At 63.1% G+C, this 21,474-nt stretch carries 21 protein-coding genes; 14 read left to right on the top strand and 7 right to left on the bottom strand.

From position 1 onward, the window contains the following. The first annotated feature begins 83 nt into the window (after window positions 1-83). Genes ACXAF3_RS02100 through ACXAF3_RS02090 form a run of 3 tightly spaced genes read left to right on the top strand, consistent with a single transcriptional unit; the run spans window position 84 to window position 1,420 of the window. Entirely contained in the window at window positions 84-350 is a 267-nt protein-coding gene (locus ACXAF3_RS02100) for a hypothetical protein (protein ID WP_475110636.1), read from the top strand. A 41-nt stretch (window positions 351-391) separates the two neighbouring features. Then, window positions 392-913, top strand: coding sequence for a c-type cytochrome (locus ACXAF3_RS02095; protein ID WP_475110635.1), 522 nt, complete (start codon window positions 392-394; stop codon window positions 911-913). A gap of 15 nt (window positions 914-928) precedes the next feature. Next, the gene (locus ACXAF3_RS02090; protein ID WP_475110634.1) at window positions 929-1,420 is read left to right on the top strand and encodes a YybH family protein; all 492 of its coding nucleotides are present in this window, start codon (window positions 929-931) and stop codon (window positions 1,418-1,420) included. Window positions 1,421-1,500: 80 nt separating this feature from the next. On the opposite strand, the gene ACXAF3_RS02085 is transcribed toward ACXAF3_RS02090, so the two are convergent. Continuing rightward, window positions 1,501-1,710, bottom strand: coding sequence for a hypothetical protein (locus tag ACXAF3_RS02085; RefSeq protein ID WP_323844307.1), 210 nt, complete (start codon window positions 1,708-1,710; stop codon window positions 1,501-1,503). A 164-nt stretch (window positions 1,711-1,874) separates the two neighbouring features. On the opposite strand from ACXAF3_RS02085, the gene ACXAF3_RS02080 reads away from it, so the two are divergent. Beyond that, entirely contained in the window at window positions 1,875-2,582 is a 708-nt protein-coding gene (locus tag ACXAF3_RS02080) for a zinc metalloprotease (protein ID WP_475110633.1), read from the top strand. A gap of 117 nt (window positions 2,583-2,699) precedes the next feature. Here the strand turns inward: ACXAF3_RS02080 and ACXAF3_RS02075 are convergent, their stop codons facing one another. The 6 genes from ACXAF3_RS02075 to ACXAF3_RS02050 form a co-directional block, all read right to left on the bottom strand. Continuing rightward, window positions 2,700-3,236 carry a c-type cytochrome gene (locus ACXAF3_RS02075; protein ID WP_475110632.1) on the bottom strand — a complete coding sequence of 179 codons (537 nt, stop codon included), beginning with the start codon at window positions 3,234-3,236 and terminating at the stop codon, window positions 2,700-2,702. A gap of 11 nt (window positions 3,237-3,247) precedes the next feature. After that, entirely contained in the window at window positions 3,248-4,273 is a 1,026-nt protein-coding gene (locus ACXAF3_RS02070; RefSeq protein ID WP_475110631.1) for a porin, read from the bottom strand. Between the two features lie 628 nt (window positions 4,274-4,901). Further along, window positions 4,902-6,119: a hypothetical protein gene (locus tag ACXAF3_RS02065; protein WP_475110630.1), complete on the bottom strand. Its 1,218-nt coding sequence runs from the start codon at window positions 6,117-6,119 to the stop codon at window positions 4,902-4,904. Window positions 6,120-6,246: 127 nt separating this feature from the next. Continuing rightward, a complete protein-coding gene (locus tag ACXAF3_RS02060; protein ID WP_475110629.1) occupies window positions 6,247-6,735 on the bottom strand; it encodes a hypothetical protein in 489 nt (162 codons plus the stop codon). Window positions 6,736-6,747: 12 nt separating this feature from the next. Then, window positions 6,748-7,002 carry a DUF5676 family membrane protein gene (locus ACXAF3_RS02055; RefSeq protein WP_323844313.1) on the bottom strand — a complete coding sequence of 85 codons (255 nt, stop codon included), beginning with the start codon at window positions 7,000-7,002 and terminating at the stop codon, window positions 6,748-6,750. A gap of 28 nt (window positions 7,003-7,030) precedes the next feature. After that, window positions 7,031-7,489 carry an ATPase gene (locus ACXAF3_RS02050; RefSeq protein WP_475110628.1) on the bottom strand — a complete coding sequence of 153 codons (459 nt, stop codon included), beginning with the start codon at window positions 7,487-7,489 and terminating at the stop codon, window positions 7,031-7,033. 161 nt (window positions 7,490-7,650) lie between these two features. Between ACXAF3_RS02050 and ACXAF3_RS02045 the strand changes: the two genes are divergently transcribed. From ACXAF3_RS02045 to ACXAF3_RS02000, 10 genes are all read left to right on the top strand, one after another. Then, window positions 7,651-9,924 (top strand): copper-transporting P-type ATPase, encoded by a 2,274-nt coding sequence (locus ACXAF3_RS02045; RefSeq protein WP_475110627.1) that lies wholly within the window; start codon window positions 7,651-7,653, stop codon window positions 9,922-9,924. Window positions 9,925-10,073: 149 nt separating this feature from the next. Next, window positions 10,074-10,304: a DUF2933 domain-containing protein gene (locus ACXAF3_RS02040; RefSeq protein WP_323844316.1), complete on the top strand. Its 231-nt coding sequence runs from the start codon at window positions 10,074-10,076 to the stop codon at window positions 10,302-10,304. Beyond that, entirely contained in the window at window positions 10,301-10,957 is a 657-nt protein-coding gene (locus ACXAF3_RS02035; RefSeq protein ID WP_323844317.1) for a methyltransferase family protein, read from the top strand. Before ACXAF3_RS02040 ends, ACXAF3_RS02035 begins: the two co-directional genes overlap by 4 nt. Before the next feature lie 104 nt (window positions 10,958-11,061). Further along, window positions 11,062-12,366 carry an SRPBCC family protein gene (locus ACXAF3_RS02030; protein WP_475110626.1) on the top strand — a complete coding sequence of 435 codons (1,305 nt, stop codon included), beginning with the start codon at window positions 11,062-11,064 and terminating at the stop codon, window positions 12,364-12,366. A gap of 2 nt (window positions 12,367-12,368) precedes the next feature. Beyond that, the gene (locus tag ACXAF3_RS02025; protein WP_475110625.1) at window positions 12,369-14,399 is read left to right on the top strand and encodes an ABC1 kinase family protein; all 2,031 of its coding nucleotides are present in this window, start codon (window positions 12,369-12,371) and stop codon (window positions 14,397-14,399) included. Continuing rightward, a complete protein-coding gene (locus tag ACXAF3_RS02020; protein WP_475110624.1) occupies window positions 14,396-15,748 on the top strand; it encodes an MBL fold metallo-hydrolase RNA specificity domain-containing protein in 1,353 nt (450 codons plus the stop codon). Before ACXAF3_RS02025 ends, ACXAF3_RS02020 begins: the two co-directional genes overlap by 4 nt. Before the next feature lie 3 nt (window positions 15,749-15,751). Beyond that, complete coding sequence (locus ACXAF3_RS02015; RefSeq protein ID WP_323844321.1) at window positions 15,752-16,399, top strand: hypothetical protein; 648 nt, start codon at window positions 15,752-15,754, stop codon at window positions 16,397-16,399. Then, entirely contained in the window at window positions 16,396-17,901 is a 1,506-nt protein-coding gene (locus ACXAF3_RS02010; RefSeq protein ID WP_323844322.1) for a thymidine phosphorylase family protein, read from the top strand. Before ACXAF3_RS02015 ends, ACXAF3_RS02010 begins: the two co-directional genes overlap by 4 nt. Window position 17,902: 1 nt before the next feature. Next, entirely contained in the window at window positions 17,903-19,042 is a 1,140-nt protein-coding gene (locus ACXAF3_RS02005) for an acetate/propionate family kinase (RefSeq protein ID WP_475110623.1), read from the top strand. Next, entirely contained in the window at window positions 19,039-21,471 is a 2,433-nt protein-coding gene (locus tag ACXAF3_RS02000) for a phosphoketolase family protein (RefSeq protein ID WP_323844324.1), read from the top strand. Before ACXAF3_RS02005 ends, ACXAF3_RS02000 begins: the two co-directional genes overlap by 4 nt. The last annotated feature ends 3 nt before the right edge of the window (window positions 21,472-21,474 follow it).

The raw sequence follows: 21,474 nt of genomic DNA, 5'->3' as shown, positions 1-21,474 counted from the left end.
GCCGGCCGCGCCGTTGGGAACGCCAAGCTCCGGCTCGGCAAGCGGGCCGCTGGCCCACAAAAAAGCAAACCTTGGAGATCACCATGAAAAATGTTAACAAGCTGTTTATCGCCCTCACCCTGATCGCCGCCAGCGGCGCCCAGGCCCACGACCCCAGTATGCACAAGGAAAAGGCAGAAAAGGCCGATTGTGCGGCGATGAAAGGCATGGACCACTCGAAAATGGATGCCAATGATCCGGTCATGCAGGCGATGATGAAGAAGTGCGCCGAGCAAATGCAGCACGGTGAACACGCCGGCCACGGGGAAGGCCACGACCACGGCGCCGCGCAGGAGCCGCAGGAGAAATAAGGATTGGGGGCCGCCGGCCCCTTTTTTTCTGGAGGAATATTTTGCAAACAATAAAAACGCTGTTGCTGGCCGTATTGATTGCCGCCGGTGGATTCATCGCGTTCGTCTACTCCGGCGTTTATCCGATGGGAGCCGACGTGCCGCACACGAAATTCACCCACTGGCTGCTGGAAACCCTGCGCGACAGATCCATCGACAAGGCCGCGTCGCAGATCGCCATGCCCGCGCTGGACGACCCGGAACTGCTGCTTTCGGGCGGCCCCGACTACAACGAGATGTGCACCGGCTGCCACCTGAAGCCGGGCAAAGACGAGAGCGACTTTACCCTCGGCCTCTACCCGACACCGCCCAATCTCACCGAAAAAGCCGGTGACCCTCGCCGCCAGTTCTGGGTCATCAAGCACGGCATCAAGGCCTCCGGCATGCCCGCCTGGGGACCCACCCACGACGACCAGCGCATCTGGGCCATGGTGGCCTTCCTGCAGAAACTACCCGAACTCACACCACAGCAGTACCAGATCATCACGGCGCGCGATGAAGAAGACTCCGGCCACCACCACTAACCCGAGAAAATAACAATGCAAAAACTGTTCAAGGCCATTCACGCATTAGGGCTCAGCATCCTGCTCAGCGCCGCCTCGCTGGCCATGGCACACGGCGACAAGCCGCATCAAGAAAGGGACCCGGAAATGTTTTCCGGGCTGGAAACGGGCGCCGGCAAAGCCGTACAGATGTTCCACCGCGCGCTGCGCGAGGGTGATCAGCAATCCGTGTTAAATGCGCTTGCGGACGCGGTGGTAATTTTCGAGGGCGGCGGTGTCGAGCGTTCTGCACAGGAGTATGCCGGCCACCACCTGCCCGCGGATATCGCCTTTCTGCAGCAGATGAAGATCAACCAGCAGGAGCTGCAGGTGCGAGAGGTCGGCGACCTGGCTTACGCCTACGGCCGCTCGCGATTGCAGGGGGACTACAAGGACAAGGCGCTGGATCTGCAAAGCATGGAAACCCTTGTGCTAAAACGCAGCGGCGGTGAGTGGAAAATCGTGCACGTGCACTGGTCGAATAAGTAGTCGCGCCGGCCGCGCTCGTATTCACATCAACAAATCGGGATAAATATTTCGAAAAAACGAAAGACTGCCAAGAAAAAGCATCACCGAACTCCCAAAAGAGCAGATACCGAAATATTTATCCCGGCGATACCGTACGCCAACCCGCCAAATCTTCCCCAGGAAATTTTTTCATCCCGCCATTCATAAATTTCCTGCATTTTCTGCCGAGGGCACTGGTTGAGAAAAACGCCAGCCATCAAAACGAAGCCACAAATTGCAAAGCCGGCAATTGACGCCCGTGCGAACTCCATGTGATAAATCGCGGCGATTGATAATAACGGAAACCCGTAGTCGTCGAAGCATATCAATCTCCTGATGTACAAAACCCTAATAAACAGACATCAATGGAGAAGTCATGAATCTTCCAACAAATGCTGTCAGCCGTATCGCTTGGGCCATTTCCTTTGCTGCGTGCGTGGCAATCCCTTCCATCTCCCAGGCAAACAATTCCTGGAATGACTACCACTGGGCCAGAATGTCCACCAGCACACCCATTCCCCTGCAGGTAGTCGACAGCACCACCGCATTCTGGGACAACGAACTGAACGATTCACTGAACATGTGGAACATTTCCGATGTGTTCAATATGGCGATTACTTCCGCAGATGATTCCAGGAGAGCGCGCAAGCAGTGCAAGATGGTTTCGGGGCAGATGCGCGTCTGCAATGCCAGTTACGGATTTAATGGCTGGCTGGGTCTCGCCAGCATAAACATCGACAGCAACAGCCACATCACCCAGGGCACTGCCAAGATGAACGACTCCTATTCCTCGTATTGGGAAGACCCGGCAGAAAAAAACCACGTGATGTGCCAGGAGATCGGTCATGTGCTGGGTCTGGACCACACCAGTGAGGACGGCTCCAGCCAGCAGACTTGCATGGACTATTCCTCCGACCCCAACAGTCAGTGGCCCAATCAGCACGACTACGACACGCTGATGGCCATGTATGACCACGCGGATGGCTACAACAGCTACGCTACGGGCAGCGCCAGCAGCGCGGTGGGCAATAGCCGGAACTTCGGCTTGGGCCACCGGGTGCATAAGACAGACCACATGGAAGTTTGGATAGAAACTCAAGCCGACGGCAGCGCCACAGTGCACTACGTCTACCTGGCTTATTGATCCGCCAACAGCAATCGGGTACTGCAGCAGCAGTACCCGATTTAAACACCTGTGGTTCGGCTATAGAGGCCTTTACCAGGTAATGCAGAGTTTTAAAAAGGCTGTCCGCTTCACCCGCTACTTTCTAGCGAGATAGTCGACGATTGCCTGGATCTCCGCTCCCGAGAGCGGCGCTCGCGGCATAGTCGATTGCGGATTGTCGAATTGGGGATTCGCAAGTTTTTTCTTGACGAAGTCCGCTCCCCGTCGCTGGACCACACCATCCAATGCGGGACCGGCGCTGCCGCCCTGGCCGCCCAGGCTGTGGCACCCCAGGCAACCGTAGCGGACCATTAACTCCTTGCCGCTCGCCGTTTTCGACGGCACCGGAGTGGCCGCGACCGGCGGCCGCCGGCTCAGCGTCCGGAAATAGTCCATAACCGCCCGCGTTTCCTCGCCGGTCAGATGGGCCCTCTCGCGCATATGCGGCATTATCACCGACCAGTCCTCCAGGCTGAACTCCTGCACCGGCCGCGCATTGTGACAGCGCGAGCAGTTGTTGTTGATGACCTCGGCGCCACTCGCCGGAAATCCGTCCCCGCCTGCAAAAGAAGAGGAGGAAATCACCAGCATGAACAGGAGGCGGCGCGCGGAAGCAGTGTGTGGAATTTTCATGGCTCTGCCTCTCAAAATGCGTAGCTGAATTGCAGGGCAACGCGGTTGTCGTCTTCCCCGTCTTTGACATCGGTATCCTCATAGGCGAGCTTGATCACCGTGCGGGGGTCGAGCCAATAGTTGAATCCGTAGACCCAGCGGTGCGCCTTATCCAGCTTGCTGGTAACGGAGCGTTCGAGGAGAAACTCGGTGCCGCCGAGGACCGGCCAGATTCGTCCGAGCTGCAGGGTGCCCTGCAGATACCAGCCATTGCGCTTAAAGGTATGTTCACGGAATACGTCTTCTTCGATCTCCTCCAGGCCCTCGGTTTCCTTGCGAATATATTCGCCGCGGACTATGAAGTGCCGGCCCACCCAGTTGAGATCCAGCCCCTTGGCGATCACTTCGAAATCGCCCTCGTCGTCGTATTTGGCCTTGTAGTAGGACGCCCCTATTTCCAGCGGTGGCAAAAACGCGACGGCCAGGCGCCCACCGACTGCCTTGTTATTGTTGTTGTCGACGCTCGCCGCCTCGAATTCCACCTCGGGCTCTATGCTATGTAACTCTTCGTGCAACTCTTCGTCCAGCGTTTCGTCCGGCGCATCCGGGTCCACGCCGTTCTCCTCTAATTCTTCCCGGGCTCCGTTGCTGACATACAGATCGATAAATACCTTTCTGTCGGGACAGAGCGGAATCACCTGCTGCAGGGCCAGGCCCACATCGCTCAATACCGGCAGCAGCGGCTCCATGGCCTGGTTGCCGTCGTGAGGACCGTAGATTCCCGGAGTCCAGGGTGAGCGATTAATCCAGCTCGGGTGAAAGTTGGCACTGAACTGGCCGAAGGGCAGCAGAAACTTCCCCGCCGTCAGTGTGGTCGTGTTCGTCAGAAAATAATGCGCGTTGGCGTACTCAAGTTCTACCTCGGTCTCCCCCAGATCGTTGAGACTGAACTCCGTCTCCGCCTCCACATGCAGCTTGTCACTCAGATTGAACAGGAAAATGGGCACGAAGTTAGTTGTGAACACGCCGTTGTCCGCGAGATCTGCATCTTCGTACATAGCGTTGCCATAACCGACAAGCATGAAGCGCCCGTATCCGAAATCTTCGAAACCATTTTCCCCCAGCGACCACTGTGCCAACGCTGTCTGAGCAAAGTCTGAGCAAAAAGGAGGCCGGAGAGACAATATAAAGTTCTTGATCTCTTCATCTGAGATCCTTTAGCAGTTGATTTCAGGTAACACAGGATATGACCGGCCTTAGCTTCGACCTGCGCCATTCATCCGGAGGCATATGAATGGCTTAAAACAGAAATGACACCCATATCTATTAACAACCACCGCATAAAGTAGTAGAAACTCACCTCTCAAGGAAAAGGACACTGGACTATCTAGACGCCGGTTTTACGCAACAGCATTCGCACACTGCGGTAAGAGCCAGAGAGCCTTGAAACAAAACCGCAAATGCGAATATTTATTTCACCCTAGCCCGGATATTGCATCGCGGGCCGCGATGATTGCATCGAGATCTGCGCGCTCAGTGCAGAGACCAGGGGACGGTGCGGCCAGCGGTGGTGGCTAGAAAACTGTAACCCGGGAATAATTCGGGAAAGTGGCTTGACTGAAAAATTTTAGAGCACAAGCTGCGCGGCGCGGTGCAACATTCAGGTTAGCCTCGCGATTATTAGATTCACGCCACAGGAATAGCGAAAATAACGACGAGCGCCAACAAGATGGCCATTGCTGAAATAGCCGGAATCAGCAGGTGGCGCTTCGATCCTGCTGAACCTTCCGTAACACATACGGCTATCGCCACCAGGCACTGCAGCAGGTAATAGAGCGCGAAGATGCGCGATGCCAAGGTGATGATTTCGAACACATTTGCGCTCCACACCAGGACGATCGCCGCAGTGACGAGGCACAGGTAGCCCATCCGGGGCGGGATTCTGCCGCCGGAAACCTCGTTGAACAGCCCCCCTCCCCCGGCGGTATCGGCCACCGCGGCGCTGAACTGGCTCATCACCGCGGCCACGACAATCATCGCGGGCAGTATTGCCGCGACTCTTTCTGCCAGGGTGATAATCGCCGTCTCATCCGCGATGCCGTGAAACACCAATAAGAGAGGCAAACCCAGCATCACAAAAAGCAGGTAGACGGCACAGGCAATCAGCTGGGCATTCCGCATCGACCTTACACGCGTGGGTTGGTCATAGGCCTTGCCCAGATAACGCGAGGTCTCGAAGCCCTGCACAATCAACAGCAACCCCGCCAGCAGTCGCAGACGCTCCACTCCGGAAAGGTCAACACCCGGAATCACAAGCGCTTCATCGGCAGCGAGCCAATACATGTCGAATTCGGCCAGCCCCAAAAGCAGCGCCGCAATAATGCCGAGCTTGACCACCACCGCCGCCTCTTCCATTTTTTCCAGCCCAGCTAGACCGCGCAACCAACCGACTGCGGCGATAAATAACAGCACGGCTGTGGTCAGCGCATTCTCGATCGCAGCGTCGCGGAAGCTGCCAATTCGTGCAACGAAAGACGCCAACAGGCGCAGGTAGAAAGCCACCGATACGATATAGGCAAAGCCGAGCGCCAGATCCGATATGCGCTGGAGCGCTATTGCAGCAGTCGGACGATCTCTCCCTGCCAGCAGCGGCTCTGCATAGATGATATTGAATCGGATGACGGCGCCGATGGCGAAGGCCGCCAGCAGAATGCTGAGCATTGCCAGCGGCGCCCAGACTTCCACGATATGGGTAAGCAGGGGTCCGGAAATAAGGAAGCCACTGCCGATAATGGATGCGAGCGGTGTTAGCGTGGCGCGCCACAGCGGCAAGTTGCGCAACGCCGGGCGGAACAACATGGCCACTACCGCCAGTGCCACTACCGGCAGAATAAAATAGGACATCGCATCTCGTTAGAATTCGTTAGCTTTCATGCGCCAAGACCGGCGCGCGCCCGGCTTCACAGGCAAGGGAGGGTTAGCCTCATTGAGGGCCGGTGTTGCCTGGTGGCGGATTGCGGGACGGTGTTTCTCAATGGTGGTGGTGGCCGGAGAGATGCGCGAGATTTTCCAGCTCGCACTCTTCGCTGTAGTGGATAAATGCACGGCGGATTTTATCCGTCACCCCTTCGCGTATACCGCCGATCTCGGCAATGATGGCATCTTCGATATCGTTCAGCGAAACCTGCACCAGATCGTAGACCACCAGCACCTGATCGCCGCCGACATCCACCGTCTCAACACCCATCAGCGACTCGACGGCATTTCTCAGGCTCTCCCGTTTAGTCCCCTCCACCGCGGCAACCAGTTTAATCCGGTGCGCTTTGCGCTCTACCCTGCCCTTCTGTTTTTCCGACGGGCCGTGCGCCGGGTCACCGACAAACAGGTGCGGGTAGCGGCGAAAGCGTTCCCGGCACTGCTCGGAGCAGAAGGCGTAGTGGATGTGCAGATGCTCGAGGGGAAAGGAGTCCTCTGCCACCATCATGCCGCAGACAGGATCCTGCAATTGTCTAGCCGCCACAGCCGCCAACACCTAAACCAGGCGGTTGTAGATCCAGGCCAGCAGCCAGCCGATAAAGCCGGCAACCACCGCCCAGGCAATCATACCGATGAACACACCCTTGACCGTGAGGTGCCAACCCATCTGGGAAATGTCCATATGCAGCATGTCGCCAGACAGACCCATCGTCATGCCCGGGAGTAACATCACCAGCAGGCTGCACAGCAGCCAAGCGATGGCAAAGCTGAGCGCTGCGGCGATGCCGAATTTACACGCGTGCAGTTTCATTGCGAGTCTCTCTGTTTAATGAAGCGAATTACATTTCCTGCATCCGGTTGGCACCCTGGACCATCTGCTTGGTCTCCTGCTCCTCCAGCGACTGCAGCTCTTCCATCAGCTCCCGAGTGGCCTCGATGTCTGCCCTGTCGTGGAGGTAGCGGTACAGATCGATCACCTGCTCCTGCTGGTCAGTGACGACGGCCATGATGTCATCCGGTTCGAGATCCTGGAAAGGCGCGTCGCACTGCGCGCTGTGCAAAATGGGATGCTTTTCCAGAAAGTCGTAACACCAGGTGTTCAGCGCCCTGGTTTCGGCAGTTTCCACGAAGCCGGCAACTGTCTGCGAAAGGTCCTGCTCGTGCCGCGCCAGGTATTCGAGCAGCATTTTGGAGCGGGCATTCTCGTTCCTGCCCGCACAGTGCTGCAGGCAGGCGGATAAATTCTTGTGAAACTCGCGGGTCCACACCAGCACATCCCTCAGGGTCTCGACTTGCACTTTCAGTCTCCACAGGTAAAGGAAATCGGTGCAACAAAAATAGCGAAGCGTTTTCGCCCGCCACTTGATCTATATCAAAGAGTAGCAAGGGCTCCGGCTGGACTATTACTGATATTCAACATTTTCCGTCAGTAGCGCTATCAGGTCAGGGAAAGCACCTTATGCCGCAGCACAAACACCGCCCGCAAGATGACGCCCACAGTAAATCCGCCGGCGGCGCCGTCTACACCTGCCCCATGCATCCGCAAGTGGAGTCGGACAGACCCGGCAGCTGCCCGGAATGCGGCATGGCACTGGAGCCGAAGGCGCCGGCCGCGGTTGCCACCGAATGGGTCTGCCCCATGCACCCGGAAATCGTGCGCAGCGAACCCGGCGACTGTCCCATCTGCGGCATGGCGCTGGAACCGCGCAGCGCACTCGCGGAGGAGGAAAACCCGGAACTCGCGGATATGCGCCGGCGCTTCTGGATCAGCGCCCTGCTTACTGTGCCCGTAGTGCTGCTGGCGATGTCCAAATACTTTGCCTTTTTGCCGCTGGACGAGTGGATTTCGCCAAAGGTGGGTGGCTGGCTTGAAATGATCCTGGCGACGCCGGTGGTGCTCTGGGGCGGCTGGCCTTTCTTTGTGCGCGGCGTGCGTTCGGTGATTACCCGCAAGCTGAACATGTTCACCCTGATCGGGCTGGGTGTCGCCGTGGCCTATTTCTACAGTGTGATCGCGCTGCTGTTCCCGGATCTTTTTCCCGAGACCTTCCGCGAGGAGAGCGGCATGGTCGGCGTCTATTTCGAGGCCGCGGCGGTGATCGTCACCCTGGTGCTGCTGGGCCAGGTGCTGGAACTGAAGGCGCGCAGCGCGACCAATGCCGCCATCCGCGCCCTGCTGGGGCTGGCGCCGAAGACGGCGAGACGCATAAACCCGGACGGTAGCGAGGAGGACCTGCCCCTGGACCGGGTCCAGCCGGGCGACAAGCTGCGGGTGCGCCCCGGCGAAAAGATACCGATAGATGGCGTGGTGCTGGAGGGGCGCTCCAGCGTCGACGAGTCGATGATCACCGGTGAGCCGATTCCGGTGGAGAAGACCGCAGGGGAAAAGGTCATCGGCGCCACGGTCAACGGCACCGGCGGCCTGGTGATGGAGGCGGAGCGCGTCGGCACCGAAACCCTGCTGGCGCAGATAGTGCAGATGGTGGCCGAGGCGCAGCGCTCCCGTGCGCCCATCCAGAACTTAGCGGACCTAGTGGCCTCCTACTTCGTGCCGGCGGTGGTGCTGATCGCGCTGATCAGTTTTGTTGTCTGGGCCACCATAGGTCCCGAACCTCGCTTTGTCTTCGCAATGATCAACGCGGTGGCGGTGCTGATCATCGCCTGCCCCTGCGCCCTGGGCCTGGCCACGCCCATGTCGATCATGGTGGCCACCGGCAAGGGCGCCGGCCTGGGCGTGCTGTTCAAGAACGCCGAGGCGATTGAACTGCTGCGCAAGGTGGACACATTGGTGGTGGACAAGACCGGCACCCTGACCCTGGGCAAGCCGCAGCTGGTCAGCGTCGTGCCGGCGGCGGGCTTCGATGAGCAACTGTTGCTGCGCCTGGCCGGCTCCCTGGAGCGCGGCAGTGAGCACCCGCTGGCCGCCGCCATAGTGCGCGGCGCGGAAAAACGCGATGTGGAGCTGGCAAAGACCGAGGATTTCGACTCCATCACCGGCAAGGGCGTGCGCGGCAGCGTGGACGGCCAGGCAGTGGCACTCGGCAACAAGGCGCTGATGGAAGACCTGCAGGTGGATATCGGCGAGATGTTGAAAACTGCCGAGTCCCTGCGCGCCGAGGGGCAGACGGCGATGTTCGTGGCGGTGGAAGGCAAAGCCGCGGGGCTGGTGGGTGTGGCGGACCCGATCAAGGACTCGACGCCGGAGGCCATCGAAGCCCTGCACCAAGAAGGGGTGGAGATAGTGATGATCACCGGCGACAGCCGCACCACCGCCGAGGCGGTGGCGCGCAAACTGGGGATCGACAAGGTGTTCGCGGAGGTGCTGCCGAACGAGAAAGCCGAGTCCATCAAGCGCCTGCAAGCGGAGGGCCGCACAGTCGCTATGGCCGGCGACGGTATCAACGACGCCCCGGCGCTGGCCCAGGCGCAAGTGGGCATCGCCATGGGCACCGGCACCGACGTGGCCATGGAGAGCGCCGGCGTCACCCTGGTCAAGGGCGACCTGCGCGGTATAGCGCGGGCACGGGGCCTTTCCCACGCGACCCTGCGCAATATCAAGCAGAACCTGTTCTTCGCCTTCGCCTACAACGCCACCGGCGTGCCCATCGCCGCCGGCGTGCTCTACCCGGCCTTCGGCCTGCTGCTGTCACCGATTATCGCCGCCGCTGCGATGGCCTTCAGCTCGGTGTCGGTGATTGGCAACTCGCTGCGCCTGAACCGCGTGCAGGTTTAGGAGTGATGAGCGGAAGTAGTGTCCTGTGGGAGCCTGCCCTGCAGGCGAATAAGAAGGTTCCGCTGGCAGCCCCCATATCGCCAGCAGGGCTGGCTCCCACAGAGCGATGGTTTCCGACGCAACAGCGTTAAAACTTGGAGAGTAAGCCTATGCAATGGAAATTCTGGCTGGTATTTCTCGCCTTCGCGGCCATTTCCGCTTTCCTGCTGCTGGAGGAGCACCGCGCGCACATGCTCGGCGCCCTGCCCTACCTGATACTGCTGGTCTGCCCGCTGATGCATGTCTTTATGCACGGGGGCCATGGTGGTCACGGAGGACATGGAGGGCATGGGCACCACCACGGCGGCGGGGAGCGGGACGACAGGGAGGACCGGCGGTGAGCCACGGAGAAATACAGGCCTACGGCCTTTGGGGGCTGGTGATCATCAACTCGGTGGTATTTATCCTCTTTGCGCTGAGCTTCTTCAAGCCGCAGACGCGCACCGACTGGCGCAGCTTCGGTGCCTTCAGCGCCTTCGTGGTGGCGCTCTTTGCGGAGATGTACGGCTACCCGCTGACCATCTTCCTGCTGTCCGGCTGGCTGCAGTCCCGCTACCCGGATGTGGACTGGCTGTCCCACGATGCCGGCCACCTGTTGGAGATGCTGTTCGGCTGGGAGGCCAATCCCCACTTCGGCCCCTTCCACCTGTTGAGTTTCGCGCTGATCGGCGCCGGCTTCTGGCTGATCGCGGCCGGCTGGCGCCAGCTGTACGCGGCGCAGCAGAGCGGCACCCTGGCCACCGGCGGCATCTACCGCCACCTGCGCCACCCCCAATACTTGGGCTTTATCCTGATCATGACCGGTTTCCTGCTGCAGTGGCCGACGCTGCTGACCCTGGTGATGTACCCGATACTGGTTTACATGTACGTGCACCTGGCCAAGCGCGAGGAGCGCGAAACCGAGGCGCGCTTCGGCGACACCTGGCGCCGCTACGCCGCAGTGACGCCGCGCTTTATTCCGCGCTGGCGCTTGCCCGGCACCGCCAGCCGCTGACCGTCTTCAAAATGGCTGGCGAGGAGATGAAAAAAGGTTCTGATCAGCACCATCACTCGGGAGCTCATTCCCATACGACCGGGCCCAGCCGTATCGATCCGGCGATGGTCCGCATAGAGCACGCGGCTGCAACGGTGGAGGTTGCGACCGAGGTCGACACTTTCTTTAACGCGTACAGTCGCTGGGCCGAGTACGAACAGTGGGCGCCGGACGTTCAGGGCGCGGGCCACTGGCTTGTCGTCCGCGAGGGGGGACCCGGTTCGCGATTCATCCTGTACGACAAACCCGGCGCGCGGCACCTGGCGCACTTCGGGGAAGTGACCGAGCTGGAGTGCAACCGGCGCTTCGCCTGGCGGGCGCCGTTCAGCGAGTGGAACCGCGCCTATATCGGCACCCAACTGGAAATCGCCCCCAAGTCCGGCGGCGGCAGCCGGGTAACCGAGACTCTCTACTTCGAGGCCCGCGAGGAGCACTTGCCGGTGGTCGCCGGATTCACCGCGATGTCCGGGTTTGATCAAAAGACCCTGGCGGATTTCCTCGAGGCGCGGCTGCGCGGTTTGGACAAGCTGATTCAACAGGGAAAGATAAAAGAACCGGACCTCGCCTATCTCTTCACCGACAACCGGGTCCTGGCAGCCGACTGGCCCCAGCGCGTCAGTGAGGGCGAATGGGTGCGCCTGCTGTACGCCGACGGCGAAGTGGACTTCCCGGCGTCCCCAGAGCTGGTGTTCAACGTGTTCAGCCGCTTCGCGCGCTACGCCGACTGGACGCGCACCATTCACGTCGGCGCCGAGTGGCACCGGGTCCGCCGGGGCGGGCTCGGCTCGCGCTTTTTGATCTGGGAGAAACCGGGCGATCGCCACGTGATGCACTACGCGACGGTCACCGAGTTCGAACGCAACCGGCACTTCGCCTGGCGGGCACCGTTTGCCGAGTGGCCAAAGGTATTTATCGGCACGTCGCTCGACCTGACTCCGCGCGCGGATGGGGGGACCCATGGCTACCACGTTATCTGGGTCGACATCCCCCAGGAGTATCTGCCCATTTTTTCCGGGTTCGGAACACTGCCGGGCATCGATATCGAGTACGAGACCTGGCACATCCAGGAGGAGGTCAGGGGTATCAACAGGCTCATCCGCGCCGGCGGATTTTCCACAGAGGATCAACACTACCTGTTCGAGCAAGATAGCGTCATCGCCCACGACTGGCCGACGGAGACGGGACAGCCGCACCCGTATTCCGACAGGATCCTGACGCTGAAGCCCGACAGGGTACTGACCTTCGAGGAGGCCTCGGTGGTCGTCACCGAGGTGATGTCCGCTGCGATACCCAACCCCCAGTTCTTCCGCCTGTGGCGGGACCAGAGACGGACGCGCCAGCGCCAGTTCAACCGCACGAAACCGAGGTAAACATGGCCATCGACCTCGAAGGAGTCCCCGCGCGCGGCCGCACGCTGCGGCGGCTGCGCGGCATAGCCCATATCCTCTTCCACCAGGGATTCGAGGCGTTCGTGGACAAGACCCCTCTCGCCCCACTGGTGACGCGGGAATGCCGGGCGGAGATCGCCGAAGCCTGTCGCTGCAAAGAGGAAAAAGGGGCCTGCCCCTGCGGGCACGCCCTGCCGCTGCCGCAGCGACTGCTGAACACGGTAATAGAACTGGGGCCGACCTTTATCAAGCTGGGGCAGATAGCCAGCACCCGCCCCGACCTGATACCGGAGGAGTACAGCCGGGCGCTGCAGGCATTGCAGGAGACAGTGCCGCCTTTCCCCTTTGCCGAAGTGCGACAGATCCTGGAGGAGGAACTGGGCAAGCCGCCAGCCGATTGCTTTGGCGCCTTCGACGAAAAGCCCATTGCCTCGGCCTCCCTGTCGCAGGTGCACTTCGCCGTGCTGCACGACGGCACCGAGGTCGCGGTGAAGATCCAGCGCCCCGGGATCCGGGCCGTCATCGAGGAGGATCTGGCGATACTCCGCTGGCTGGCCCGGCAATTGGCGCGCCTCTACCCGCGGGTGCGCAACCTCAAACCCGAGGCAGCGGTGGAGGAGTTCGGCCGCTGGACCCTCAGGGAGCTGGACTTCCACCTGGAAGGTGAGACCTACGACGAATTCCGGCGAAACTTCTCCGGCCAGGACGACGTGATCTTTCCCAGCATCTACTGGGACTACACCACCAGCCGCTGCCTGACCATGGAACGGGTCAGCGGCATGCGCGTGCAAGAGGTGACGCCGAATCTGCAGCCGCACGAGCGCCACCGGCTGGCGCGGCGCCTGGCCGAGATAGAGCTGCAGATGCTCGTCACCGATGCGTTCTTCCACGCGGATCTGCACCCGGGCAACATCTTTTTCAAGGCCGACGGCCGCATCGTCATCCTGGATGTGGGCATGGTGGGCAAAATAGCAGCGCGCACCCAGGACCGCTTCCTCTGTTACTGGGTGGCCATAGAGCGACGCCAGCGGGACAGAGCCGCACATCACCTGCTGCAGATGGCCTCTTCCCTGAAAGGCGCCGACCTCGATCAGTTTCGCCAGCGCTACGACGCTATTCTCGACCAGTTCTACGGCGCCCCGCTGCTCGAGCGCAGTATGGCGCGCACCTACCTGGACATACTGCTGGCGGCAGCCGAATGCAACATCGTGATGCCGCCGGAGATGATGCTGCAGGCCAAGGCCGTGGTCACCGCCGAGGCGCTCGATCTGGTGCTCTACCCGGATTTCAAGTTCACCGAGGAGGCGCGCCCCATAGTCGCGCGCGAACTGGCCCGGCGGGCAACGCCGCGCCGCATTCTCGACCGCATCTGGGGCGAGTTGGGCGAGTTTATCCTGCTCGGAGAAACTCCCCCCGCCGGCCCGGTGCCGACCAACGACGACCTGGAAGAGCGGCGTTTCCGCCGCGAGGTACTCAAGGCCCTGGCCTATGTCTGGGGCGAAGAGACAGACGAGAAACTCAGGGAAAAATCGGCGGATATCTCGCGCTACACCTCCACAGATTACTGGCTCGAGCACCCGGAAATCCAAGCGCTGATCGAGACCGGACTCGGGTTGCTGCGCCTGCTGGCCATGCAGCAGGAGCGGGCGCTGTGGGCCAGCGAGCCGGGCGGGGACAATTCCCCGGATACAGCGACGCAAGGTTCAAGCGGCGACGCCACAGACGAGGCCGACTATCGCGCTTTCCAACAGACCATTCGCAACCGCGGGGACAAGGGCCGCCCCTGGACCGCGGACGCCTGCCAGATCGGGGAATTCTGGCAAGCCGAAGCGCGCAGGTTTCCGCACACCGAATACTGGGACGACAAGCAGATACTCCAGTCATCGATGAAAGGTGGCCTGGCCCTGCTGCGGCTGTTCACCGCCCAGCTGGCACAAGCGGTGGAACTGCGGCAGCGGGACGACGAGGCCGCCGACCCGGACTTAGAGGCATCAGAATATCGGAGGGACTCGTGAAACTAACTTTCTTCGGCGCCACGGATACGGTCACCGGATCGCGCTTTCTGTTTGAACACGACGGGCGGCGCTGGCTGGTGGACTGCGGCCTCTTTCAGGGCGGCGGTGACGCGGCGGCGCACACCCCCGCGCCGCTGCCGTTTTCGCCCGCATCGCTGGACGCCGTGCTGGTGACCCATGCGCATATCGATCACAGCGGCATGCTGCCGGCGCTGATCGCCGGCGGTTACACCGGCCCCATCCACACCACCTCGGGCACGCTGGAACTGTGCAATATCCTGCTGCCGGACTCCGCGCACCTGCAGCAGGAGCACTACAGCTACCTGCAGCGCCACGGTCTGGAAACTGTGGCCGATACGCCGCTGTACTCACCGGAAGATGTGGACTCAACCCTGGCCGCCATGCAGCCGCACGCCCTGCACCGGCCTTTTAACGTCGCTCCTGGAATCAGCGCACACTTCCGCTCCGCCGGCCATATCCTCGGCGCCGCCAGCGTCTACCTGGAGGTCGACGGACTGAAAATCTGCGTATCCGGGGACATAGGCCGCCCCCGGGACCCGGTCATGCGCGCCCCTGAACCCTTCGATGGCGCCGACTACCTGCTGGTGGAATCCACCTACGGCGGGCGGCGGCACTCACCGGAAGACCCGGCAGAGCGGCTGGAAAAGCTGGTGGCGGAAACCATCGCCGGCGGCGGCACCCTGGTGATTCCCGCCTTCGCCGTGGGGCGGGCGCAGAGCATACTGCACCTAATTGCCCAAGCCACGGCCGCGGGCCGCCTGCCGCAGGTGCCGGTATTCCTCGACAGCCCCATGGCCATCAACACCACCCGCCTCTATTGCCGACACGCGCAGGAGCACCGCTTGAGCGAAGCCCAGTGCGAAGCCATGTGCGGCATCGCCGAATACACGCGCAGTGTCGAGCAGTCAAAGCATATCGCCGCGCACAGCGGCCCAAAAATCATCGTCTCCGCCAGCGGCATGGCGACCGGCGGGCGCGTGCTGCACCACCTCAAGCACTACCTGGCGGATGCCCGCAACGCGGTGCTGATCGTCGGCTACCAGGCCGAGAAGACCCTGGGGGCCGAGCTGCAGCGGGGCATAGACGTGGCGCCAATTCTCGGCGCCGATATTCCGGTAGAAGCACGCATCGAGACGGTCGACGGTCTCTCCGCGCACGCCGACCAGCGCGAGCTGACCGGCTGGCTGCACAGCGCCCCGCCCCCACGCCGCACTTTTATCGTGCACGGCGAAGCGGATAGCCGCACCGCCCTCGCCGACCACCTGGGCGCGGAGTCGGGCTGGGCCAGCCACTGCCCCGCCCCGGGCGAAACCGTCGAGCTGGACTGAGCCGTGGATACCTCCGTCGCACTGGTCAGTGCCTACCTGCAGGTCAACGGCTATTTCTGTATCACCGAATACCCGCTGCTGGAATCGTCGCGCGGCGAAATCACAACCGTCAGCGACTTGGATGTACTGGCCTTTCGCTTTCCCGGTGCCGGGCGCGAGGTGCGCCTGCACAAACACGACAAGATCGTCGGCGACACGCGCTTCGAGCCGGACCCGGCGCTGGACAGTCCAACCGACCAGCCGGACATGATCGTCGGCGAGGTAAAGCGCGGCCGCGCGCGCTTCAACTCCGCCGCGCGCCGACCGGAAGTGCTGGCCGCGGCATTGATGCGCTTCGGCTGCTGCGAACCGAAACACGCTCACTCCCTGGCACAGAAGCTGGTGCACAGCGGCGAGGAAACCAGTGCGCGCGGCCACATCGTGCGCATGATCGCGTTCGGCGGCATAGAGCCGGAACAGCCGCCGCCGCATTGGCATGTGGTCTCACTGGAAACCATCGTCGACTGCCTGCAAAAGCACCTGCACGACAACTGGAACCTGATGCGCCAGGTGCGCTTCAGCAACGATGCCCTGGATCTTCTGTCGCTGCTGGAGCGCGCCCGCAGCCGCCGACCGCAACGACCTCAGCCGCAAAGGGGCCGGAAAAAATGAACCGCGGAGATTACCGGCTGAAGGCCCGCCGCTTCGGCATAGACACCCACCAGGAGCATGTGGTGTACATGCGCCAGGACTGCCACGTGTGCCGCGCCGAGGGTTTCAGTGCCCAGGCGCGCATCAAAATTACGATGGGAGACCGGAGTATTCTCGCCACCCTCAACTCGGTTGAGGGGGAACGCCTGGCCCACGACGAATTCGGCCTGTCGGAATCCGCCTGGCGCGCGCTGGCGGCGTCCGACGGGGAGCTGGCCAGCTTCTCCCACGCGCCACCGGTGGCGTCGATGAGCGCGGTGCGCGCCAAGATCTACGGCCACCCCCTGAACCGGTCCCAGTTCAACGACATCATCGCCGATGTCTGCGCCGGCCGTTACACCGACGTGGAAATCTCCGCCTTCCTCACCGCCTGCACCGGCGAGCGGATGAGCCGCGAGGAGGTCGCGCACCTGACCGGCGCCATGGTCGATGCGGGCAAACAGCTGCACTGGCCGCCGGGTATCATCGTCGACAAGCACTGCGTCGGCGGCCTGCCGGGCAACCGCACCACACCGCTGATTGTGGCCATCGTCACCTGCCACGGGCTGCTGATGCCGAAGACCTCGTCGCGCGCCATCACCTCCCCGGCGGGCACCGCCGACACCATGGAAACCCTGGCCCCGGTCAGGCTGTCGCTGGCGGAAATGCGCCGGGTGGTGGAGCGCGAGGGCGGCTGTGCCGTCTGGGGTTCGGCGGTGGACCTGAGCCCGGCTGATGACATACTGATCCGCGTCGAGCGCGCACTGGATATCGACAGCGAAAGCCAATTGGTGGCCTCGGTGCTGTCGAAGAAGGCCGCGGCCGGTTCCACCCATGTGCTGATCGATATCCCGGTCGGCCCCACGGCCAAGGTGCGCAGCCGGGAGGACGCCGAGCGGCTGGCGCAACTGCTGCAGTGGACCGGCGAACAGATCGGGCTGTCCGTACGCGCGGTGTTTACCGACGGCAGCCAGCCGGTCGGGCGCGGCATAGGCCCGGCACTGGAAGCCCGCGACCTGCTCGCGGTACTGCAGAACAGCGCGGACCAGCCGCGGGACCTGCGCGAACGCGCCGTATTCCTTGCCGGAGAGATCCTGGAACTGGCCGGAAGCGCCGCATCCGGCAGCGGCGGGGCCGCAGCCGAGGAGACACTCGCCAGCGGTCGCGCTTGGGAGAAATTCCAGCGCATCTGCGCGGCGCAGGGCGGCATGCGCACGCCGCCGGTGGCGAAACTGCGGCAGGAGGTGCGCAGTACAAAGGCCGGCCGCGTCGCCGCCATCGACAACCGGCGCCTGGCCCGCGCCGCCAAGCTCGCCGGCGCGCCCGCCTCCCCCGCCTCAGGTCTGTTGCTGCACTGTGCCCTCGGCGACAGGTTGGAAAAGGACCAGGTCCTGTTCGAGCTGCACGCGGAAACACCCGGTGAGCTGGACTACGCCCTCTCCTATGTGCGGGACAACAGCGACATTTTCCAGGTCGAGACCTGAGATGACCGCAGCAAAAGGCGCCGGACAGCAGGCAATCGCGGTCAACGTCGGCAGTTCATCGCTGAAGGTGACCGCCTTTGTCCGCGAACCGGGCCGCCCCTGGCAAAGCCTGTATCGCAACTGGCCTCTAGCGACGGCGGAAGCGCCAGAAATCGCGGAATTTCTCGCCGTCGCCGGGATTCGCGAACACCGGCTGCTGTGCGTGGCCCACCGCTATGTGCATGGCGGCGCGGTGCTGCCGCGCAGTGCAATACTGGACGAACCACTGCTCGCCCAACTGGAAGGCACCGCGGCGCTGGCCCCGTTGCACAATCCCCCGGCACTGGCGTGGATGCACGAGTTCCGGGCGCTCCTCCCCTCGACAGCGCAGGTCGCGGTGGCGGACAGCGCCTTTTTCGCGGACCTGCCGGAGGCGGCGCGGCGCTACCCGCTGCCTCAGGAGTTGGTCTCCGCGCAGGCGCTGCGCCGCTACGGTTTCCACGGCCTGGCCCACAGCGCCATGTGGCGGCGCTGGTGCGAGATCAGCGGGCGCAGCCGCGGCCGGCTGATCACCCTGCAACTGGGCGCCGGCTGTTCCGCCGCGGCCATCCTGGACGGCAGGCCGCTGGACACCTCCATGGGCTTCACCCCGCTGGAGGGCATGGTCATGGGCCGGCGCGCCGGCGACCTGGACCCGGGGCTGCTGCTCTATCTGCTGCGCAACGGCGGCATAAACGCCGCCAAACTCGATGAAATCCTGAACCGCTGCTCGGGGCTGGTGGCGCTCGCCGGCACGGACGACATGCGCGAACTGCTGGCGCGTGAGGACCAGAGCGCAAAACTGGCGCTGGATATTTTCTGCCGCCGCGCGCGCAAATATATCGGTGCCTATCTCGCGGAAATGGGCGGCGCCGATGCGCTGGTGTTTTCCGGCGGCATCGGCGAGCACTGCCCCCAGGTGCGCGCGCAGATACTCGCGCCGCTGGCCGCGCTCGGTCTTCAACTGGACGCCGCGCGCAACTCGGCGGCGAGCGCCGGCGAGGCGGACATAGGCGCGAGGGACACAGGCGTGGGTAGCGCGGAGATCCATGTACTGCCCGCGGACGAGGCGCGCGAGCTGCTATTTAACGCAGAACTGTTGCTACAGGGAGAGGAGACATGAACCAGCGCACGCACCAGAGGCACCAACAAGAGCGCCAGGCGCGCAGCTATCGCGAGCACGATACCGACTTCGCCGCCTGGGCGGCGGGATACGGGGTGATCCGCCACCGCGCCGACACCCAGGTCAAGGTCTTCCGCATGGCCTGCGACCTGGAGCAGCGCGGCGCGGTGGCCGACAGGTCCCAGGTGTTCCGCCTGTTAGGCGCCGCTGACCGGCTGGCGCGGGCGGCCATGTGGCTGGTGGTGCACATGACCTATGCGAAGCGCGTCTGCACCGACGGGCGGCCACTGGCCGCGGCGGATTTCAAGGCCGATCCCCAGGGCCACACCGGCGGCTCGCTGAACATGGTGCCGGGCTATATCGGCTACCTGGCGGCCAATGCGCTCTGCGGCCTCACCCGCAGCTGGCTGATGGGCCAGGGCCACTGCGTGGCCGCCATCGACGCCTGCAACCTGCTGGTGGGCAACATGGAGGCGGAGCACGCCGCCCGCTACAGCTGGACCGACGAGGGCCTGACGCGGTTCGTGCGCGACTTCTACTCCTACGCGCTGGACAACCGGGGCCGGCCCGAATCGCCACTGGGCAGCCACGTGAATGTGAACACCGCCGGCGGCATTCTCGAGGGCGGCTATCTCGGCTTCGCCGAAGTGCAGTATGTACATATGCCGCTGCCGGGCGAGCGGCTGGTGGCTTTCCTCAGCGACGGCGCCTTCGAGGAGCAGCGCGGCAGCGACTGGGCACCGCGCTGGTGGCGCGCCGCGGACTGCGGGCTGGTCACCCCGATCATGATCGCCAACGGGCGGCGCATCGAGCAGCGCTCCACCCTGTTCCAGCAGGGCGGCGTGGACTGGTTTGCCGCGCACCTGCGCCTGAACGGCTTCGATCCGCTGCTGATCGACGGCACCGACCCCGCCGCTTTCGCCTGGGCCATTTTCGAGGCCGAGGAGCGCCTGCAGGGCTGCGCCGATGCGGTCGCCAACGGCAGCACCCGCTATCCGGTACCGCTGCACTATGTGATCGCCGAGGCGCCGAAAGGCTACGGCTTTCCCGGCGCCGGCACCAACCGCGCCCACGGGCTGCCGCTGGCGGGCAACCCAGCGCAGGACGATAGCGCCCGCGGCGAGTTTACCGCCGGCGCCGCCGAACTCTATGTGGAGGAGCGGCAACTGCGCGAGGCCCTGCCCTATTTCGCCGACCACGCCGCCCAGGGGCGCGTGCGGGAAAAAGACCACCCGCTGGGCAGGCGCGATGTCGTTCTGGCGCACCCGCTGCTACCGGACTGGCGCCCCGTCGGCGGGCGCGAGTCGCCGATGGCCGCACTCGACGAGTATTTCGTCGCCATCACCGGCGCCAATCCCGAGTGGCGGGTGCGCGTAGGCAATCCCGACGAGCTGCACAGCAACCGCTTTACCCGCACCCTGGAACAATTCCGCCACCGGGTCTTCGTGCCCGAGGCCGGCAGCGACGAGGCGGTGGACGGCGCGGTGATCACCGCCCTCAACGAGGAGGCAGTGGCCTGCGCAGCGCTGGGCAACAAGGGCGGCATCAACCTAGTGGTGACCTATGAGGCCTTCGCGGTGAAGATGCTCGGCATCCTGCGCCAGGAACTCATCTTTGCCCGCCACCAGAAGGAGGCGGGACGGCCGCCGCAGTGGCTGTCGGTGCCCTTCCTGCTCAGCTCGCACACCTGGGAGAACGGCAAGAACGAACAGTCTCATCAAGATCCCACCCTGTGCGAAGCGCTGCTCGGCGAGATGTCCGACACCAGCGTGGTGCGCTTCCCGGTGGACGCCAACAGTGCCCTGGCGGCGCTGGCAGACTGCTACCGGCGGCAGGGGGAACTGCACGCGCTGGTGGTGCCGAAACGGGAACTGCCGGTACTGCTGGACGGCGAGCAGGCACAGCAGCTGGTGCGCGACGGCGCCCTGCTGGTGGAGGGAAACCCAACCGCAAGCGTACGCCTGGTGGCCGTGGGCGCCTATCAGTTGCAGCAGTGTTGGCTGGCCCAACAGCGACTGGCGGAGCGCGGGATCGACGCGGCGCTCATCTGCCTGTTGGAGCCGGGGCGCTTCCGCCGGGATTTTCGCGATGAATGGGAGCGGCGGGCGGGCACGGACACGGCACTCGTAGAGGAACTGTTTCGCGCAGACGCCAGCGTCACCATGGTCGCCAGCCACACCCGCCCCGAGGCACTCGCCGGGCTGCTGCCGGGCGGCGGGCAACAGATCCTCTTCGGCTACCGCAACCGCGGTGGCACCCTGGATACGGAGGGCATGCTGTTCGCCAATGGCTGCAGCTGGCTGCATCTGTTGCAGTCACTGGCTGGCGCTCTCGACGTTCTACTGTCCGAATGGTTGGGCGCGGACGAGCTTACGGCCCTTGAAGGGCGCACAGATCCGCGCCCGCTGCTGCGCTTCACTCCCTGTTAGCGG

This window comes from Microbulbifer sp. ABF4_143 (assembly GCF_056160225.1).
The sequence above is the reverse complement of the archived record's forward strand: the minus strand, read 5'-3'. Positions and strand labels throughout refer to the sequence as shown.